This window comes from Streptomyces sp. NPDC002779, assembly GCF_042888685.1.
Classification (GTDB): Bacteria; Actinomycetota; Actinomycetes; order Streptomycetales; family Streptomycetaceae; genus Streptomyces.
Genome location: NZ_JBIAQC010000017.1, coordinates 31,331 through 46,009 on the forward strand (window position 1 = coordinate 31,331; position 14,679 = coordinate 46,009).

13 protein-coding genes are annotated in these 14,679 nt (G+C 69.7%); 2 read left to right on the forward strand and 11 right to left on the reverse strand.

Features of this window, described 5'->3' with window-relative positions:
• Nucleotides 1-4 precede the first annotated feature (4 nt).
• The 7 genes from ACFYW5_RS32595 to ACFYW5_RS32625 all read right to left on the reverse strand — a co-directional run bounded on the left by ACFYW5_RS32595 (nt 5) and on the right by ACFYW5_RS32625 (nt 9,280).
• Entirely contained in the window at nt 5-1,219 is a 1,215-nt protein-coding gene (locus ACFYW5_RS32595) for an acyl-CoA dehydrogenase family protein (protein WP_389420731.1), read from the reverse strand.
• Between the two features lie 2 nt (nt 1,220-1,221).
• Nucleotides 1,222-1,734, reverse strand: coding sequence for a MaoC family dehydratase (locus tag ACFYW5_RS32600; protein ID WP_031136470.1), 513 nt, complete (start codon nt 1,732-1,734; stop codon nt 1,222-1,224).
• A gap of 5 nt (nt 1,735-1,739) precedes the next feature.
• A complete protein-coding gene (locus ACFYW5_RS32605; protein ID WP_389420732.1) occupies nt 1,740-2,756 on the reverse strand; it encodes an HpcH/HpaI aldolase/citrate lyase family protein in 1,017 nt (338 codons plus the stop codon).
• Nucleotides 2,753-4,780, reverse strand: a complete 2,028-nt coding sequence (locus ACFYW5_RS32610) for a protein meaA (protein WP_389420733.1) — start codon at nt 4,778-4,780, stop codon at nt 2,753-2,755. The genes ACFYW5_RS32605 and ACFYW5_RS32610 overlap by 4 nt, the downstream gene beginning before the upstream one ends.
• A 10-nt stretch (nt 4,781-4,790) precedes the next feature.
• Entirely contained in the window at nt 4,791-6,128 is a 1,338-nt protein-coding gene (ccrA, locus tag ACFYW5_RS32615) for a crotonyl-CoA carboxylase/reductase (protein WP_389420811.1), read from the reverse strand.
• Nucleotides 6,129-6,525: 397 nt separating this feature from the next.
• Entirely contained in the window at nt 6,526-7,356 is an 831-nt protein-coding gene (locus tag ACFYW5_RS32620; protein WP_389420734.1) for a TetR family transcriptional regulator, read from the reverse strand.
• Between the two features lie 118 nt (nt 7,357-7,474).
• Nucleotides 7,475-9,280, reverse strand: a complete 1,806-nt coding sequence (locus ACFYW5_RS32625; RefSeq protein WP_389420735.1) for a 3-hydroxyacyl-CoA dehydrogenase family protein — start codon at nt 9,278-9,280, stop codon at nt 7,475-7,477.
• A 382-nt stretch (nt 9,281-9,662) separates the two neighbouring features.
• Between ACFYW5_RS32625 and ACFYW5_RS32630 the strand changes: the two genes are divergently transcribed.
• Entirely contained in the window at nt 9,663-10,238 is a 576-nt protein-coding gene (locus ACFYW5_RS32630; protein ID WP_389420736.1) for an adenylosuccinate lyase, read from the forward strand.
• A 79-nt stretch (nt 10,239-10,317) separates the two neighbouring features.
• Here ACFYW5_RS32630 and ACFYW5_RS32635 read toward each other — a convergent pair whose 3' ends face one another.
• The 4 genes from ACFYW5_RS32635 to ACFYW5_RS32650 form a co-directional block, all read right to left on the reverse strand.
• Nucleotides 10,318-10,821, reverse strand: a complete 504-nt coding sequence (locus ACFYW5_RS32635) for a GNAT family N-acetyltransferase (RefSeq protein ID WP_389420812.1) — start codon at nt 10,819-10,821, stop codon at nt 10,318-10,320.
• 20 nt (nt 10,822-10,841) lie between these two features.
• The gene (locus ACFYW5_RS32640; RefSeq protein ID WP_389420737.1) at nt 10,842-11,240 is read right to left on the reverse strand and encodes a RidA family protein; all 399 of its coding nucleotides are present in this window, start codon (nt 11,238-11,240) and stop codon (nt 10,842-10,844) included.
• 50 nt (nt 11,241-11,290) lie between these two features.
• Nucleotides 11,291-12,850, reverse strand: coding sequence for an alpha/beta hydrolase (locus ACFYW5_RS32645; protein ID WP_389420738.1), 1,560 nt, complete (start codon nt 12,848-12,850; stop codon nt 11,291-11,293).
• A 135-nt stretch (nt 12,851-12,985) separates the two neighbouring features.
• Nucleotides 12,986-14,023, reverse strand: coding sequence for an Rv2578c family radical SAM protein (locus ACFYW5_RS32650; protein ID WP_389420739.1), 1,038 nt, complete (start codon nt 14,021-14,023; stop codon nt 12,986-12,988).
• A 136-nt stretch (nt 14,024-14,159) separates the two neighbouring features.
• Between ACFYW5_RS32650 and ACFYW5_RS32655 the strand changes: the two genes are divergently transcribed.
• Nucleotides 14,160-14,603, forward strand: a complete 444-nt coding sequence (locus ACFYW5_RS32655) for an SRPBCC family protein (protein WP_389420740.1) — start codon at nt 14,160-14,162, stop codon at nt 14,601-14,603.
• Nucleotides 14,604-14,679 lie beyond the last annotated feature (76 nt).

The following is a 14,679-nucleotide window of genomic DNA, read 5'->3' on the forward strand; positions in this document are numbered from 1 at the left end:
ACATCTAGCCCTGGAGTCGATACTCTTCGAGCAACCTGCGCCCGATGATCATTTTCTGGATCTCGGCGGTACCTTCACCGATCAGCAGCATCGGGGCCTCACGGTAGAGGCGCTCGATCTCGTACTCCTTGGAGAAGCCGTAGCCGCCGTGGATCCGGAAGGCATCCTCCACGACCTCCTTGCAGTACTCGGAGGCGAGGTACTTCGCCATCCCAGCCTCAAGGTCGTTTCGCTCCCCGGAGTCCTTTTTGCGTGCCGCGTTCACCATCATGGCATGGGCGGCCTCGACCTTGGTAGCCATCTCGGCGAGCTTGAACTGGATCGCCTGGTGCTGGGCGATCGGTTTGCCGAAAGTGTGGCGCTGCTGGGCGTAATGGACACCCAGTTCGAAGGCACGCTGAGCGACGCCGCAACCACGCGCCGCCACGTTGACGCGGCCGACTTCCACGCCGTCCATCATTTGGTAAAAACCTCTGCCGGTGACCCCGCCGAGCACCCGGTCGGCGGGAATCCGCAGGCCATCCATGATGAGCTCGGTGGTGTCGACCCCCTTGTACCCCATCTTGTCGATCTTGCCCGGAATGGTCAGGCCGGGGCGGACCTCACCGAAGCCGGGCTCCTTCTCGACGAGGAAGGTGGTCATCGACTTGTGCGGCTTGGCGGCCGCTTCCTCGGGGGAGAGACCTTCGTCACTTCGGACCAGAACGGCCACCAGAGACGACGTTCCGCCGTTCGTCAGCCACATCTTCTGACCGTTCAGGACGTATTCGTCGCCGTCCTTGACCGCCTTGGAGGTGATCGCCGACACGTCCGAGCCGAGCGCCGGCTCCGACATGGAGAAGGCGCCGCGGATGTCGCCGGCGGCCATCCTCGGCAGGAAGTGGTCCTTCTGCTCCTGCGTGCCGTGCTGCTTGAGCATGTACGCCACGATGAAGTGGGTGTTGATGATGCCGGACACCGACATCCAGCCCCGCGCGATCTCCTCGACACACAGGGCGTACGTCAGGAGGGACTCGCCCAGGCCGCCGTACTCCTCCGGGATCATCAGGCCGAACAGGCCCAACTCCCTGAGCCCGTCGACGATCTGCTGGGGGTATTCGTCGCGGTGCTCCAGCTGGGTCGCGACCGGAATGATCTCCTTGTCCACGAAGTCCCGGACGGTGGACAGGATCTCCTGCTGGATGTCGGTCAGACCGGCGGTCTGGGCGAGTCGCGCCATGGCTACTTCTCCTGCTCCTTGAGCTCGGGGCGGCCCGGCTGCTCGCCGCCGCGCTCCTTGATGTACGTCTCGGTCGGCACCATCACCTTGCGGCGGAACACACAGACCAGCGTGCCGTCCTGCTTGTAGCCCTTGGTCTCGACGTAGACGATGCCGCGGTCGTTCTTCGACTTCGACGGCCACTTGTCGAGCACGGTCGTCTGGCCGTAGACCGTGTCGCCGTGGAAGGTCGGCGCCACGTGCTTGAGCGACTCGATCTCCAGGTTGGCGATGGCCTTCCCGGAGATGTCCGGGACGGACATGCCGAGCAGCAGCGAGTAGATGTAGTTCCCGACGACGACGTTCTTGCCGAAGTCCGTCGTCTTCTCCGCATAGTTGGTGTCCATGTGGAGGGGGTGGTGGTTCATGGTGAGCAGACAGAACAGGTGGTCGTCGTACTCGGTGACCGTCTTGCCCGGCCAGTGCTTGTACGTCGCCCCGACCTCGAACTCCTCGTAGGTGCGTCCGAACTGCATCGCGCTCAGGCCTCCGGGATCTCGAACTTCGACGTGCGCTGCATGCCGGCGGCGCGTCCCTTGCCCGAGATGACCAGGGCCATCTTGCGGCTGGCCTCGTCGATCATCTCGTCGCCGAGCATCGCCGAGCCCTTCTTGCCGCCCGCCTCGGACGTGTAGTAGTCGTACGCGTCCAGGATCAGCTCGGCGTGGTCGAAGTCCTCCTGCGACGGCGAGAAGATCTCGTTGGACGCCTCCACCTGGCCCGGGTGCAGCACCCACTTGCCGTCGAAGCCGAGCGCGGCGGCGCGCTGAGCGACCTCGCGGTAGCCGTCGATGTTGCGGATCTGCAGGTAGGGGCCGTCGATCGCCTGGAGGTTGTTGGCGCGGGCGGCCATCAGGATCTTCATCAGGATGTAGTGGTAGGCGTCCGCCGGGTAGCCGGGCGGCTGCTCGCCCACGACCAGCGACTTCATGTTGATCGACGCCATGAAGTCGGCCGGGCCGAAGATGATGGTCTCCACGCGCTGGGAGGCCGTCGCGATCTCGTTGACGTGGTTGAGGCCCTGCGCGTTCTCGATCTGCGCCTCGATGCCGATCTTGCCGACCTCGAAGCCCATCGTCTTCTCGATCTGCGTCAGCAGCAGGTCCAGCGCCACGATCTGCTGGGGCGTCTGCACCTTCGGCAGCATGATGCAGTCGAGGTTGTGGCCCGCGCCCTCGACGACGGTCACGACGTCGCGGTAGGTCCACTCGGTCGTCCAGTCGTTGACGCGCACGACCCGCGTCTTGCCCGTCCAGTCACCCTCGTTGAGGAACTTGACGATGGTGTGCCGCGCCTCGGGCTTGGCGAGCGGCGCGCACGCGTCCTCCAGGTCCAGGAAGACCTGGTCGGCCGGGAGACCCTGGGCCTTCTCCAGGAAGCGCGGGTTCGAGCCCGGCACCGCCAGACAGGAACGCCGGGGGCGAAGGCGGTCAAAAGGAGGGTGCGCGGCGGAGCCGCCCGTTGAAAGGGTGGTGGCGGGCGACGGGTGGGCGGTCATGCGGGGACCTCCAGGGGGTCGAGCTTGTTCGCTGTGCGGATCTCATCGACGATGCGGCCGATGATCCCGGTGATGTCGAAGTCCTTCGGGGTGAAGACCGCGGCCACTCCGGCGGCCCGGAGCTGTTCGGCGTCACCCTTCGGGATGATGCCACCGGCGATCACCGGGATATCTGTGGCACCGGCCACACGCAGCCGTTCCAGGACGTCCGGCACCAACTGGGCGTGCGAGCCGGACAGGATGGACAGCCCCACCGCGTGCACGTCCTCGGCGAGGGCCGCGTCCACGATCTGCTCCGGGGTGAGCCGGATGCCCTGGTAGACCACCTCGAACCCGGCGTCCCGGGCCCGCACGGCGATCTGCTCGGCGCCGTTGGAATGCCCGTCCAGGCCCGGCTTGCCGACCAGGAAGCGCAACTTGCCGACGCCGAGGTCGCGGGCCGTCTCCGCCACCCGGTGGCGGACGAGCGCCATCGCGGTGCCCTCCTCGGCGGTCACCGCGACCGGCGCGGAGGACACGCCCGTCGGCGCCCGGAACTCGCCGAACACCTCGCGCAGCGCCCCGGCCCACTCGCCGGTCGTGACGCCGGCCCGGGCGCACTCCAGGGTGGCCTCCATGAGGTTGGCGGTGCCCTGGGCGGCCTCCTTCAGCTTCTCCAGCGCCTTGCAGGGGCGCGGGTGGTTGAAGGGGGGCTGGTAGCGGGTGCCGCGCCAGTGCTCCAGGGCGGCGATCACCCGGGCCTCGACCGCGGGGTCGACCGTCTGGATCGCCGCGTCCAGGTCGGCCGTGAGCGGGTTCGGCTCGGTCGACTCGTAGATGTTGACGCCGACGATCTTCTCCTGGCCGGACTCGATCCGCGCCCGGCGCTCGGCGTGGGACGCCACCAGCTGCGACTTGAGGTACCCGGACTCGACGGCGGCCATCGCGCCGCCCATCCCCTGGATCCGCTCGATCTCCGCGAGCGACTCCTCGACCAGCGCCTCGACCTTGGTCTCGATCACCTTCGAGCCCTCGAAGATGTCCTCGTACTCCAGCAGATCGCTCTCATGGGCGAGGACCTGCTGGATCCGCAGCGACCACTGCTGGTCCCAGGGCCGGGGCAGGCCCAGAGCTTCGTTCCAGGCCGGGAGCTGGACGGCACGCGCGCGGGCGTCCTTGGAGAGGGTGACGGCCAGCATCTCCAGCACGATCCGCTGGACGTTGTTCTCCGGCTGCGCCTCCGTCAGGCCCAGGGAGTTGACCTGGACGCCGTAGCGGAAGCGGCGCTGCTTGGGGTCCTGGATGCCGTAGCGCTCGCGGGTGATCTTGTCCCAGATGCGGCCGAAGGCGCGCATCTTGCACATCTCCTCGACGAAGCGGACGCCCGCGTTCACGAAGAAGGAGATACGGGCGACGACGTCGCCCATGCGCTCCTCGGGGACCTGGCCGCCGGCGCGCACGGCGTCCAGGACCGCGATCGCCGTGGACATCGCGTACGCGATCTCCTGGACCGGGGTGGCGCCCGCCTCCTGCAGGTGGTAGCTGCAAATGTTGATCGGGTTCCACTTGGGCAGGTGGGAGACCGTGTACGCGATCATGTCCGTCGTCAGCCGGAGCGACGGCCCGGGCGGGAAGACGTGCGTGCCCCGGGACAGGTACTCCTTGACGATGTCGTTCTGGGTCGTGCCCTGGAGCCTGGTGATGTCCGCACCCTGCTCCTCCGCGACGACCTGATAGAGCGCCAGCAGCCACATGGCGGTGGCGTTGATGGTCATCGAGGTGTTCATCTGCTCCAGGGGGATGTCCTGGAACAGCCGGCGCATGTCACCGAGGTGCGAGACGGGCACCCCGACCCGGCCGACCTCGCCGCGGGCGAGGATGTGGTCCGGGTCGTAGCCGGTCTGGGTCGGCAGGTCGAAGGCGACGGACAGACCCGTCTGGCCCTTGGCGAGGTTGCGCCGGTACAGCTCGTTGGACGCCTCGGCCGTGGAGTGACCGGCGTAGGTTCGCATGAGCCACGGCCGGTCCTTCTGACGCTCAGTCATGCGGCTGTCCTCAGATGTCGCGGAAGCGGTTGATGGCGTCGAGGTGCTTGGCGCGCATCTCCTGGTCGCGCACGCCCAGGCCCTCCTCGGGGGCCAGGCACAGCACGCCGACCTTGCCCTGGTGGAGGTTGCGGTGCACGTCGAACGCGGCCTGGCCGGTGTCCTCCAGGGAGTAGACCTTCGACAGCGTCGGGTGGATCTTGCCCTTCGCGATCAGCCGGTTGGCCTCCCAGGCCTCCCGGTAGTTGGCGAAGTGCGAGCCGATGATCCGCTTCAGCGACATCCACAGGTAGCGGTTGTCGTACTCGTGCATGTACCCCGAGGTCGAGGCACAGGTGGTGATGGTGCCGCCCTTGCGGGTGACGTAGACGGAGGCGCCGAAGGTCTCGCGGCCGGGGTGCTCGAAGACGATGTCGATGTCCTCCCCGCCGGTGAGCTCGCGGATGCGCTTGCCGAAGCGCTTCCACTCCTTCGGGTCCTGGGTGTTCTCGTCCTTCCAGAACTTGTAGCCCTCGGCGTTGCGGTCGATGATCGCCTCGGCGCCCATCGCGCGGCAGATCTCCGCCTTCTGCGGGCTGCTCACCACACAGATCGGGTTGGCGCCGCCGGCCAGCGCGAACTGCGTGGCGTAGCTGCCGAGTCCGCCGCTGGCGCCCCAGATCAGGACGTTGTCGCCCTGCTTCATGCCGGCGCCGTTGCGGGAGACCAGCTGGCGGTAGGCGGTGGAGTTGACCAGGCCCGGGGCCGCGGCCTCCTCCCAGCTGAGGTGCTTGGGCTTCGGCATCAGCTGGTTGGACTTCACGAGCGCGATCTCGGCGAGGCCGCCGAAGTTGGTCTCGAAGCCCCAGATGCGCTGCTCGGGGTCGAGCATGGTGTCGTTGTGGCCGTCGGACGACTCCAGCTCGACGGAGAGGCAGTGCGCGACGACCTCGTCACCGGGCGTCCAGGCGTTGACGCCGGGTCCGGTGCGCAGGACGACGCCCGCGAGGTCGGAGCCGATGATGTGGTACGGCAGGTCGTGGCGCTTGGTGAGCTCGCTGAGCCTGCCGTAGCGCTCCAGGAAGCTGAACGTCGACACCGGCTCGAAGATCGAGGTCCACACGGAGTTGTAGTTGACCGAGGAGGCCATCACGGCCACCAGGGCCTCGCCCGGGCCGAGTTCCGGCACCGGCACGTCGTCCAGGTGGATCGACTTGCGGGGGTCCTTGTCGCGGGTCGTGAGGCCCGCGAACATCTCCGTCTCGTCCTTGTGCACGGTGATCGCGCGGTACGACTCGGGGAGCGGCAGAGCGGCGAAGTCGGCCGGCGTCGATTCCGGCGACTGGATCGCGTCCAGGATGTCCTTCACGGTCACGGTGTTGCCTCCGGCGATACGCGTCCTGAGGGGGGACGCTGAGGGTTACGTCGGTACTGCTGAGGATGTGGGTGGGTGCCGTCGGTTCGGCGTGTGGTGCGGTGCGGCGGCGCTTTGTGGCGCGGGAGGGTGCCTGTGACGCAGGCGTCCGGCGCGCGAGCCGTTGGGCTCGTCGGGACAGGCCGGACACCTCGAACGTATGACACCGCGTGTCAGGCCGCAAGGCACTGAGTGCCAGAAGTTGCTCTCAGGTGAAATCTTTACGTAACAGATGAGCGATGATCGATCGAACGGGGGCTGAAAGAAGCCGAAAAACCTGCTCTGACATGCCAAAACGGCCACCCCGGGGGGTGGCCGTCATCACAGTGGCGAAGGGTCCTCGCGGCGGGCCTCAGCGCTCCTTGAGCGCCTCTTCGATGGTCCGCATCACCTGGTCCAGCGGGGCGTCGGTCCGGGCGACGGTCACCAGGACCTCGCCCTGCGCGGAGACCGTCGCCGCGGCCGGCTGGGGGGTGGTGGCCGTCCGGCCGGCCCCGATGCCGCTGCCGAAGGTCTTGCGGACGATCGCGAAGGCATGGTCCAGCTGGGCCTCCACATCGCCCTGGCCGCCCGCCCGCAGCCAGCGCCGCAGCACATGGTTGTGGGCGGTGACCACGGCGGACGCGGCGACCTCCGCCAGCAGCGGGTCGTCGTTGGCGTCGTCGTCGTGCGCGTGCTCGTCGAAGTGGCCGAGGAGGTAGCGGGTGAAGAGACGCTCGTAGCGCGCCACCGAGGCGATCTCCGCCTCGCGCAGGGTGGGCACCTCACGCGTGAGCTTGTACCGGGCGACCGAGATCTCCGGGCGGGCCGCGTACATCCGCATGACTTCCTTGATGCCGCGGCACACCGTGTCGAGCGGATGCTCGTGCGCGGGGGCGGCGTTGAGGACCGCCTCGGCACGGATCAGGGTGTCGTCGTGATCCGGGAAGATCGCCTCTTCCTTGGAGCGGAAGTGGCGGAAGAAGGTGCGGCGCGCGACCCCGGCCGCGGCCGCGATCTCGTCGACGGTGGTCGCCTCGTACCCCTTGGTGGAGAACAGCTCCATCGCCGCGGCCGCCAGTTCTCGGCGCATCTTGAGCCGCTGGGCGGCCGCGCGACTGCCTGCGGCACTTTCCGGTGCATCGGGCGTGGCTGGTGTACGTGAAGACCTGGCGGGCTGGGGCATGACCCGAACGTACTGCATCTGCGCAGGACGGTGCGCAGGTCCCGGGCTTCCCCCGCCCTGGGCGGGCGGGGGAGCGGCCGCGGGGTCGAGCAGTCCGCCCCAGTCCTCGCCTACGCGGAACCAGTCGCCGGGACGGTCACCGGCGGGCATATTCGCGGAAGCCGCGGCCCGTCTTGCGGCCGAGGCAGCCCGCGGCCACCAGATGCTCCAGCAGCGGCGCCGGAGCCAGGCCCGGGTCACGGAACTCGCGGTGCAGAACCTTCTCGATGGCCAGCGACACATCGAGCCCGACCACGTCCAGGAGCTCGAACGGGCCCATCGGGTAGCCGCCGCCCAGCTTCATCGCCGCGTCGATGTCGTCGAGCGTGGCGTAGTGCTCCTGCACCATCTTGATCGCGTTGTTCAGGTACGGGAACAGCAGCGCGTTGACGATGAATCCGGCCCGGTCGCCGCAGTCCACCGCGTGCTTCCTGATCCGGCCGCACACCTCGCGGACCGTGGCGTGCACGTCGTCGGCGGTCAGGACGGTACGGACGACCTCGACCAGCTTCATCGCCGGGGCCGGGTTGAAGAAGTGCATGCCGATCACGTCCTGCGGGCGCGAGGTGGCGCGGGCGCAGGCGACGACGGGCAGCGAGGAGGTGGTGGTGGCCAGCACCGCGCCGGGCTTGCAGACCTTGTCCAGGGTGGCGAACAGCTGCTGCTTGATCTCCAGGTCCTCGGCGACCGCCTCGACGGCCAGGTCGACCTCGGCGAAGGAGTCGTAGGAGCCCGCCGGGGTGATCCGGTCCAGGGTCTGGGCCGCGGCCTCCGCGGTCATCCGGCCCTTGTCGACCGAGCGGGACAGGGACTTGCCGATGCGGGCCTTGGCGGTCTGCGCCTTCTCCTCGCTGCGGGCGGCGAGGACGACGTCGTAGCCCGCCTTGGCGAAGACCTCGGCGATTCCGGAGGCCATGGTGCCGGAACCGGCGACGCCGACGGAGCGGACCTCGCGGCCCGGCACCGGGACCGAGTCCTCCAGCGGGGTCAGGGCGTCCCGCACGACGGTCGCGCTGCCCGGCGCCTCGTAGGTGTAGAAGCCGCGGCCCGTCTTACGGCCCGTCAGGCCCGCCTCGCTGAGCTGCTTGAGGATCGGCGCGGGGGCGTGCAGCCGGTCGTGGGACTCGGCGTACATGGCGTCCAGGACGGTGCGCGCGGTGTCGATGCCGATGAGGTCGAGCAGGGCGAGGGGGCCCATGGGCAGGCCGCAGCCGAGCCGCATGGCGGCGTCGATGTCCTCGCGGGAGGCGTACTTGGCCTCGTACATCGCGGCGGCCTGGTTGAGGTAGCCGAACAGCAGTCCGTCGGCGACGAATCCGGGCCGGTCGCCCACCGCGACCGGCTCCTTGCCGAGGTCGAGGGCGAGGTCGGTGACGGCGGTGACGGCCGCGGGCGCGGTCAGCACCGAGGAGACGACCTCGACCAGCTTCATCGCCGGGGCCGGGTTGAAGAAGTGCAGCCCGAGCACCCGCTCGGGACGCGCCGAGTCGGCGGCGAGCCGGGTGACGGACAGCGCGTTGGTCCCGGTGGCCAGGATCGTCTCGGGGCGCACGATCCCGTCCAGCGCGCGGAAGATCTGCTGCTTGATCTCGTACGACTCCGGCACGACCTCGATCACCAGGTCGGCGTCGGCCGCCGCGGCCAGGTCGGTGGAGGTGCGCACTCGGGCCAGGGCGTCGGCGCGCTCCTGCCCGGTGAGCCTGCCGCGCTCCACGGCGCGGGCGGTGGAGGCCTCCAGGGCGGCCACCGACCGGGCTGCCGCGGCCTCGCTGATGTCGATGCCGACGACCTCGCGGCCGGCCTTGGCGAGGACCTCGGTGATACCGGTGCCCATGGTGCCGAGGCCGATGACGGCGACGGTCCGGATCGGGGACAGAGGGGTGTCGGACAGGGGAGTGGCCATCGCGGGACTCCAGGAATGAGGGTGACGACTGGGAGCGCGGCCCGGGTGCGCCGAAGCGGCGCACCGGGTGCGTGAGAGATGCGGGTGTGGTCCGGGCTACCTGCGCACACGCCCGGTGCCGTCGACGCGGACGTGCACACGTCCGGTGAACGGTCCTGCCCGACCGGCCCTGTCCCGTGGCCGAGTCGTACTGCGGTATCCGAGATACCGAACCGACAGCTTCCGCGGCGGCTGCGTCACCAGGCCACCGCGGGTGGAACGCGAGGGGGTTACCTCGCTCGTCTGAGCCTAACCGGCCGGTAACGAGCGCGCCAGTCCCCGTCCTTCACCGTCTTTGTGATGTAGGTCCCGACGCGACGGACGCGCCCATAGGCTCGATGCCATGGACGAAGAGTTGCGATCACTCACGGAGCGCTTACGGCGGGAGTCGGGCGGCGGCCCGCGTTTCGAGCGGCTGGCGGGCATCGCGGACCGGGACGAACTGGCCGAGGTCCTCACCGCACCGGGGCAGTCGCTGTGGGCCCGGGAGCTGGCCGCGTTCCGGCTCGGACTCGCGGGGGACCGGCGGGCGTTCGAAGCCCTGGTCCTGCTCCTGAACCACCGTGACCCGCAACGCTGCTCGTCCGCCGCGTACGCCCTGGCCCGGCTCGGCGATCCGCGGACGGCCCGGGCGGCGGCGGCGCTCGCCACGAACGAACTGCGCGTCGCCTACGCGCTGCACCCGGTCCGGCTGCTGGTCGAACTGCGCGCCCCCGAGGCCGTTCCCGCGCTGATCACCACCCTGGAGCGACGGCTGCGCCCGCACGACCCGTACCGGCGGGTGGCGCTCGCCTGCGTCGAAGGTCTCGGCGCGCTCGGCGACACCCGGGCCCGGACCGTGCTGAGCGAGGCGCTGGCCCATCCGGCGCTCGCGGAGGCGGCGGTGCGGGCGCTGGCACGGATCCCCAGACAGCGGTGACGCGGAGGCTCAGGCAGCGGTGACGCGGAGGTGCAGGCAGCGGTGACGCGGAGGTGCAGGCAGTGATGGGCGCGGAGGCTCACGCTGCGGTGAGTTCTCTGGCGTACCGCACCTCCGGGACCAGCACGCCGTCCACCTCGAAGGGTTCCTCGGCGCCGTCGGGGAGGAACCCGGCCCGTTCGTAGAAGCGGCGGGCGCCGGTGTTCTCCTTCAGGACCCAGAGCAGCATGCGCGGGTACCCGGCGGCCGCGCACCGGCGTATCGACTCCTGGAGGAGGGCCTGACCGATCCCGGCGCCGTACCGGCCGGGGTCGACGTAGATCGCGTACAGCTCGGCGTCTTCACCGGGGAGGTCTTCGGCTCGGTAGGGGCCGTGGCAGGCCCAGCCGACGGTGCCGCCGTGCCGCTCGGCGATGAGGTTCACCGCGCCGCCGTAGCCCTGGGTGAAGCGGGCACGATGCCGCTCGGCGTCCTCCGCGACGCTGAGACCGTCGAGGTAGCCCTGCGGCAGCAGCCCCCGGTAGGCGGTGCGCCAGCCGCCGACGCGGATCTCGGCGACGCGGTCGCAGTCGGCGTACACCATGTCCCGCAGATGGATGTCCGTCACTCGGCCACCACCGCGAACGCCTCGATCTCCATCCGGAACTCCGGCCGCACCAGAGCCGCCACCTGCACCGCCGACGCCGCCGGCAGACGGTCGTCCGGTATGTGCTCGGCGCGGGCCGCGCGGATCGCGGGCAGGTCCGCCAGGTCCGTGACGAAGAAGGTGAGTTTGACGACGTCGTCGAAGGTCGCCCCGGCGGCGGCCAGGCAGCGCCGCAGGTTCTCGAAGACCTGACGGGCCTGCGCGGCCGGGTCGCCCGCGCCGACCAGCTCGCCCGACTCGTCGAGCGGCAGCTGGCCGGCGACGGCCACGAAGCGGCCGGTGCCCATGACCACATGGCTGTACTGCGGCGCGGCGGCCACGCCGTCGGGGGCGGGAATCCTGGTCAGCTCACTCATGCGTCCATGGTGGACCATGGGTCTGACAACGCCCGCCCCCGAGCGGGGAGTCAGCCGCGGAAGCCGAGCAGGCCGTGCAGGGTCGCGCCCCGCGAGGACGAGGACGACGCCGGGGTCAGCGGCTTCGGGTCGGGCAGCGCGTCGCACACCGCGTCCACCTCACCGCCGCTGCGCGGCACCGTGCCGTCGGTCAGATACGCCGCCAAGTGCTGGTCCAGGCAGGCGTTCCCGCTCAGTGAGATGCCGTGGTTCTGACCGCCCTGTTCGACCACCAGGCTGGAGCCGTGCAGCATCCGGTGCACCGTCACGGCGCCGTGGTACGGCGTCGCCGCGTCCCCGGTCGCCTGGAACAGCAGCACCGGCGGCAGCTTGCCGTTGGCGACGTTCACCGGCTCCAGTGAGTCGGTGGGCCAGAACGCGCAGGGCGCGTTGTACCAGGCGTTGCTCCAGGTCATGAACGGCGCCTTCGCGTACACCGCCCAGTTGTCGGCACGCCACTGCTCCCAGTCGCGCGGCCACTGGGCGTCCCGGCACTGGACGGAGGTGTAGACGCTGTAGCCGTTGTCGCCCGCCGCGTCCACGGCGGCGAAGTTCTCGTACGCCTCCACCAGCGGATCGGTGTTCTTGTCGCCCACGTACGCCGCGAACGCCTCGGCGAGATGCGGCCAGTAGCCGTTGTAGTAACCGCCGGGCAGGAAGGTCTCCTCCAGCTCGGCGGGGCCCACCGTGCCGCCGGCCGGCTTCCTCGCCAGCGCGGCCCGCATCGCGTACCACTTGGCCTCGATCCTCGCCGGGTCGGTGCCCAGCTTGTAGGTCGCGTGGTGCTTGGCGACCCACGCCATGAAGGCGAGGTGACGGTCGTTGAAGGCGTGGTCCTGCGCGAGGTTGTTCTCGTACCAGACACCCGTGGGATCCACCACGGAGTCCAGGACCAGCCGCCGCACGCGCTCCGGGAAGAGCTTGGCGTAGACCGCGCCGAGATACGTGCCGTACGAGTAACCGAAGTAGTTGATCCGCTCGGCGCCGACCGCGTGCCGGATCCGGTCCATGTCCCGTACGGCGCTTAGCGTGTTGATGTACGGCAGCAGATGCCCGTACTTGTCGCCGCACGCCTTCGCGAAGGACTGCGCGCGGCTGAGGTTGGCCTTCTCGAGCGCCGGGGTGCTCGGCACCGAGTCCGGACGCACCGGGTTGAAGTGGCCGGGCTTGCAGTCGAGGGCGGGCTTGCTTTTGCCGACCCCGCGTGGGTCGAAGCCGATCACGTCGTACTGCGCCGCCACCGACTTCGGCAGCGTCTTCGCCACGAACCCGGCGAGGGTCAGGCCGCTGCCGCCGGGGCCGCCGGGGTTGACCAGCAGCGGGCCCTGGTACTTCTTCGCGGTGTGCGGCACGCGCGACAGGGCGAGCGTGATCTGCTCCCCGTGCGGATTCGCGTGGTCGAGCGGCACCTTCAGGGAGGCGCACTGGAGCGTCGGATAGGTGGTGGTGCCGCAGCTCTTCCAGGCGAGCTTCGGAGCCGGCTTCGGCACGCCGGCCTCGGCGGGGACGGCCGTGAACGTCCCGGCCACGACGACGGCCGCACCGCACAGCACGGCTGCGCGTTTTCTCATCGAGTCCTCCCAGGACGGAGGTGTGCGGACCGCGAGGGTCACGGTCCACGCCGCATCGTCCCGGAAAGGCCGCCCGGAAGAACGTGTTCTGGCGATACTTGACCCAATTGGGTCGGTTGTTGCGCTCGGATGCTCTCAGATCAGGGAGAGCTGCACCGGCTCGGCCGGCTGGGGCCCGGCCGGTTCGGGCTCGCGGATCCGGCGCGGCATGCCCGCGCGCGTGGGGCCGATGCCGTACTCCTCGGCCAGCTCGTGCACCTGACGGGTGATCCGGCGCTGGTACCACTTCGGGGCGTAGGCGCCGTCCGCGTACAGCCGCTCGTACCGGCGCACCAGACAGGGATGGTGGCGTTCGAGCCAGGCCATGAACCACTCCCGGGCGCCGGGCCGCAGATGCAGCACCAGCGGGGTCACCGAGGTCGCCCCGGCGGCGGCTGTCTCCCGCACGGTGGCCCGCAGCTGGGCCGGCGAGTCGCTCAGGAACGGGATGACCGGCGCCATCAGCACCCCGCACCCGATGCCGTGCTCGCCCAGCGTGCGGACGACCTCCAGGCGCCGCTCGGGGGCGGGCGTGCCCGGCTCGACGGTGCGCCACAGCTCGGCGTCGGTGAAGCCGACCGAGACGGAGATGCCGACGTCGGTGACCGCCGCCGCCTGCTTCAGCAGCTCCAGGTCGCGCAGGATGAGCGTGCCCTTGGTCAGGATCGAGAAGGGGTTGGCGTGGTCGCGCAGGGCGCCGATGATGCCCGGCATCAGGCGGTAGCGGCCCTCCGCCCGCTGATAGCAGTCGACGTTCGTGCCCATCGCGATGTGCTCGCCCAGCCAGCGCCGGGAGCCGAGCTGGCGGCGCACCAGCTCGGGGGCGTTCACCTTGACCACGATCTGGGAGTCGAAGCCGAGCCCGGTGTCGAGGTCCAGATAGCTGTGCGTCTTGCGCGCGAAGCAGTACACACACGCATGCGAACAACCCCGGTAGGGGTTGACCGTCCACTCGAAGGGCATGCGGGAGGCCCCCGGCACCCGGTTGATGATCGAGCGGGCGCGGATCTCGTGGAACGTGATCCCGCGGAACTCGGGGGTGTCGAAGGTACGGGTGGTCACCGCGTCGGCGCCGAACAGCGCGGCGTCGGCCCGGCTGTGGTCGGACTCCAGGGCGAGGTTCTCCCAGCGCATGAGGCCTCCTCGGTAGCACTGACCACAGAATAGAACACATGTTCCCTTGATCGTGCGACCTCGATTTGGGCGGCCGGGTCGCGGAGTGGTTGGCTTGCCCCCGATCCCCGAGCAATTCACCTCACGGAGGAACTCAATGGCGCAGGTCGAGGCCACTACGGAGCGGGTCGTCGCGGCGGACGCGGAGAAGGTGTTCGACGCCCTCGCCGACTACAGCGGCACCCGCGAGAAGCTGCTGCCCGAGCACTTCAGCGAGTACGAGGTGCGCGAGGGCGGCGACGGCGAGGGCACCCTCGTGCACTGGAAGCTGCAGGCCACCAGCAAGCGGGTGCGCGACTGTCTGCTGGAGGTCACCGAGCCCACCGACGGCGAGCTGGTCGAGAAGGACCGCAACTCCTCCATGGTCACCACCTGGCGCGTCACCCCGGCCGGCGAGGACAGGTCCCGGGTGGTCGTCACCACCACCTGGCAGGGCGCCGGCGGTATCGGCGGCTTCTTCGAGAAGACCTTCGCCCCCAAGGGCCTCGGCCGGATCTACGACGCCCTGCTCGACAAGCTCGCTGCCGAGGTCGAGAAGTAAGTCCCCGGTGTCCGGGGGGCGTTGACACCGCTCACCGGATCGAGTGGATCCACCCCCGTCGTACCGTTCTGCCGTA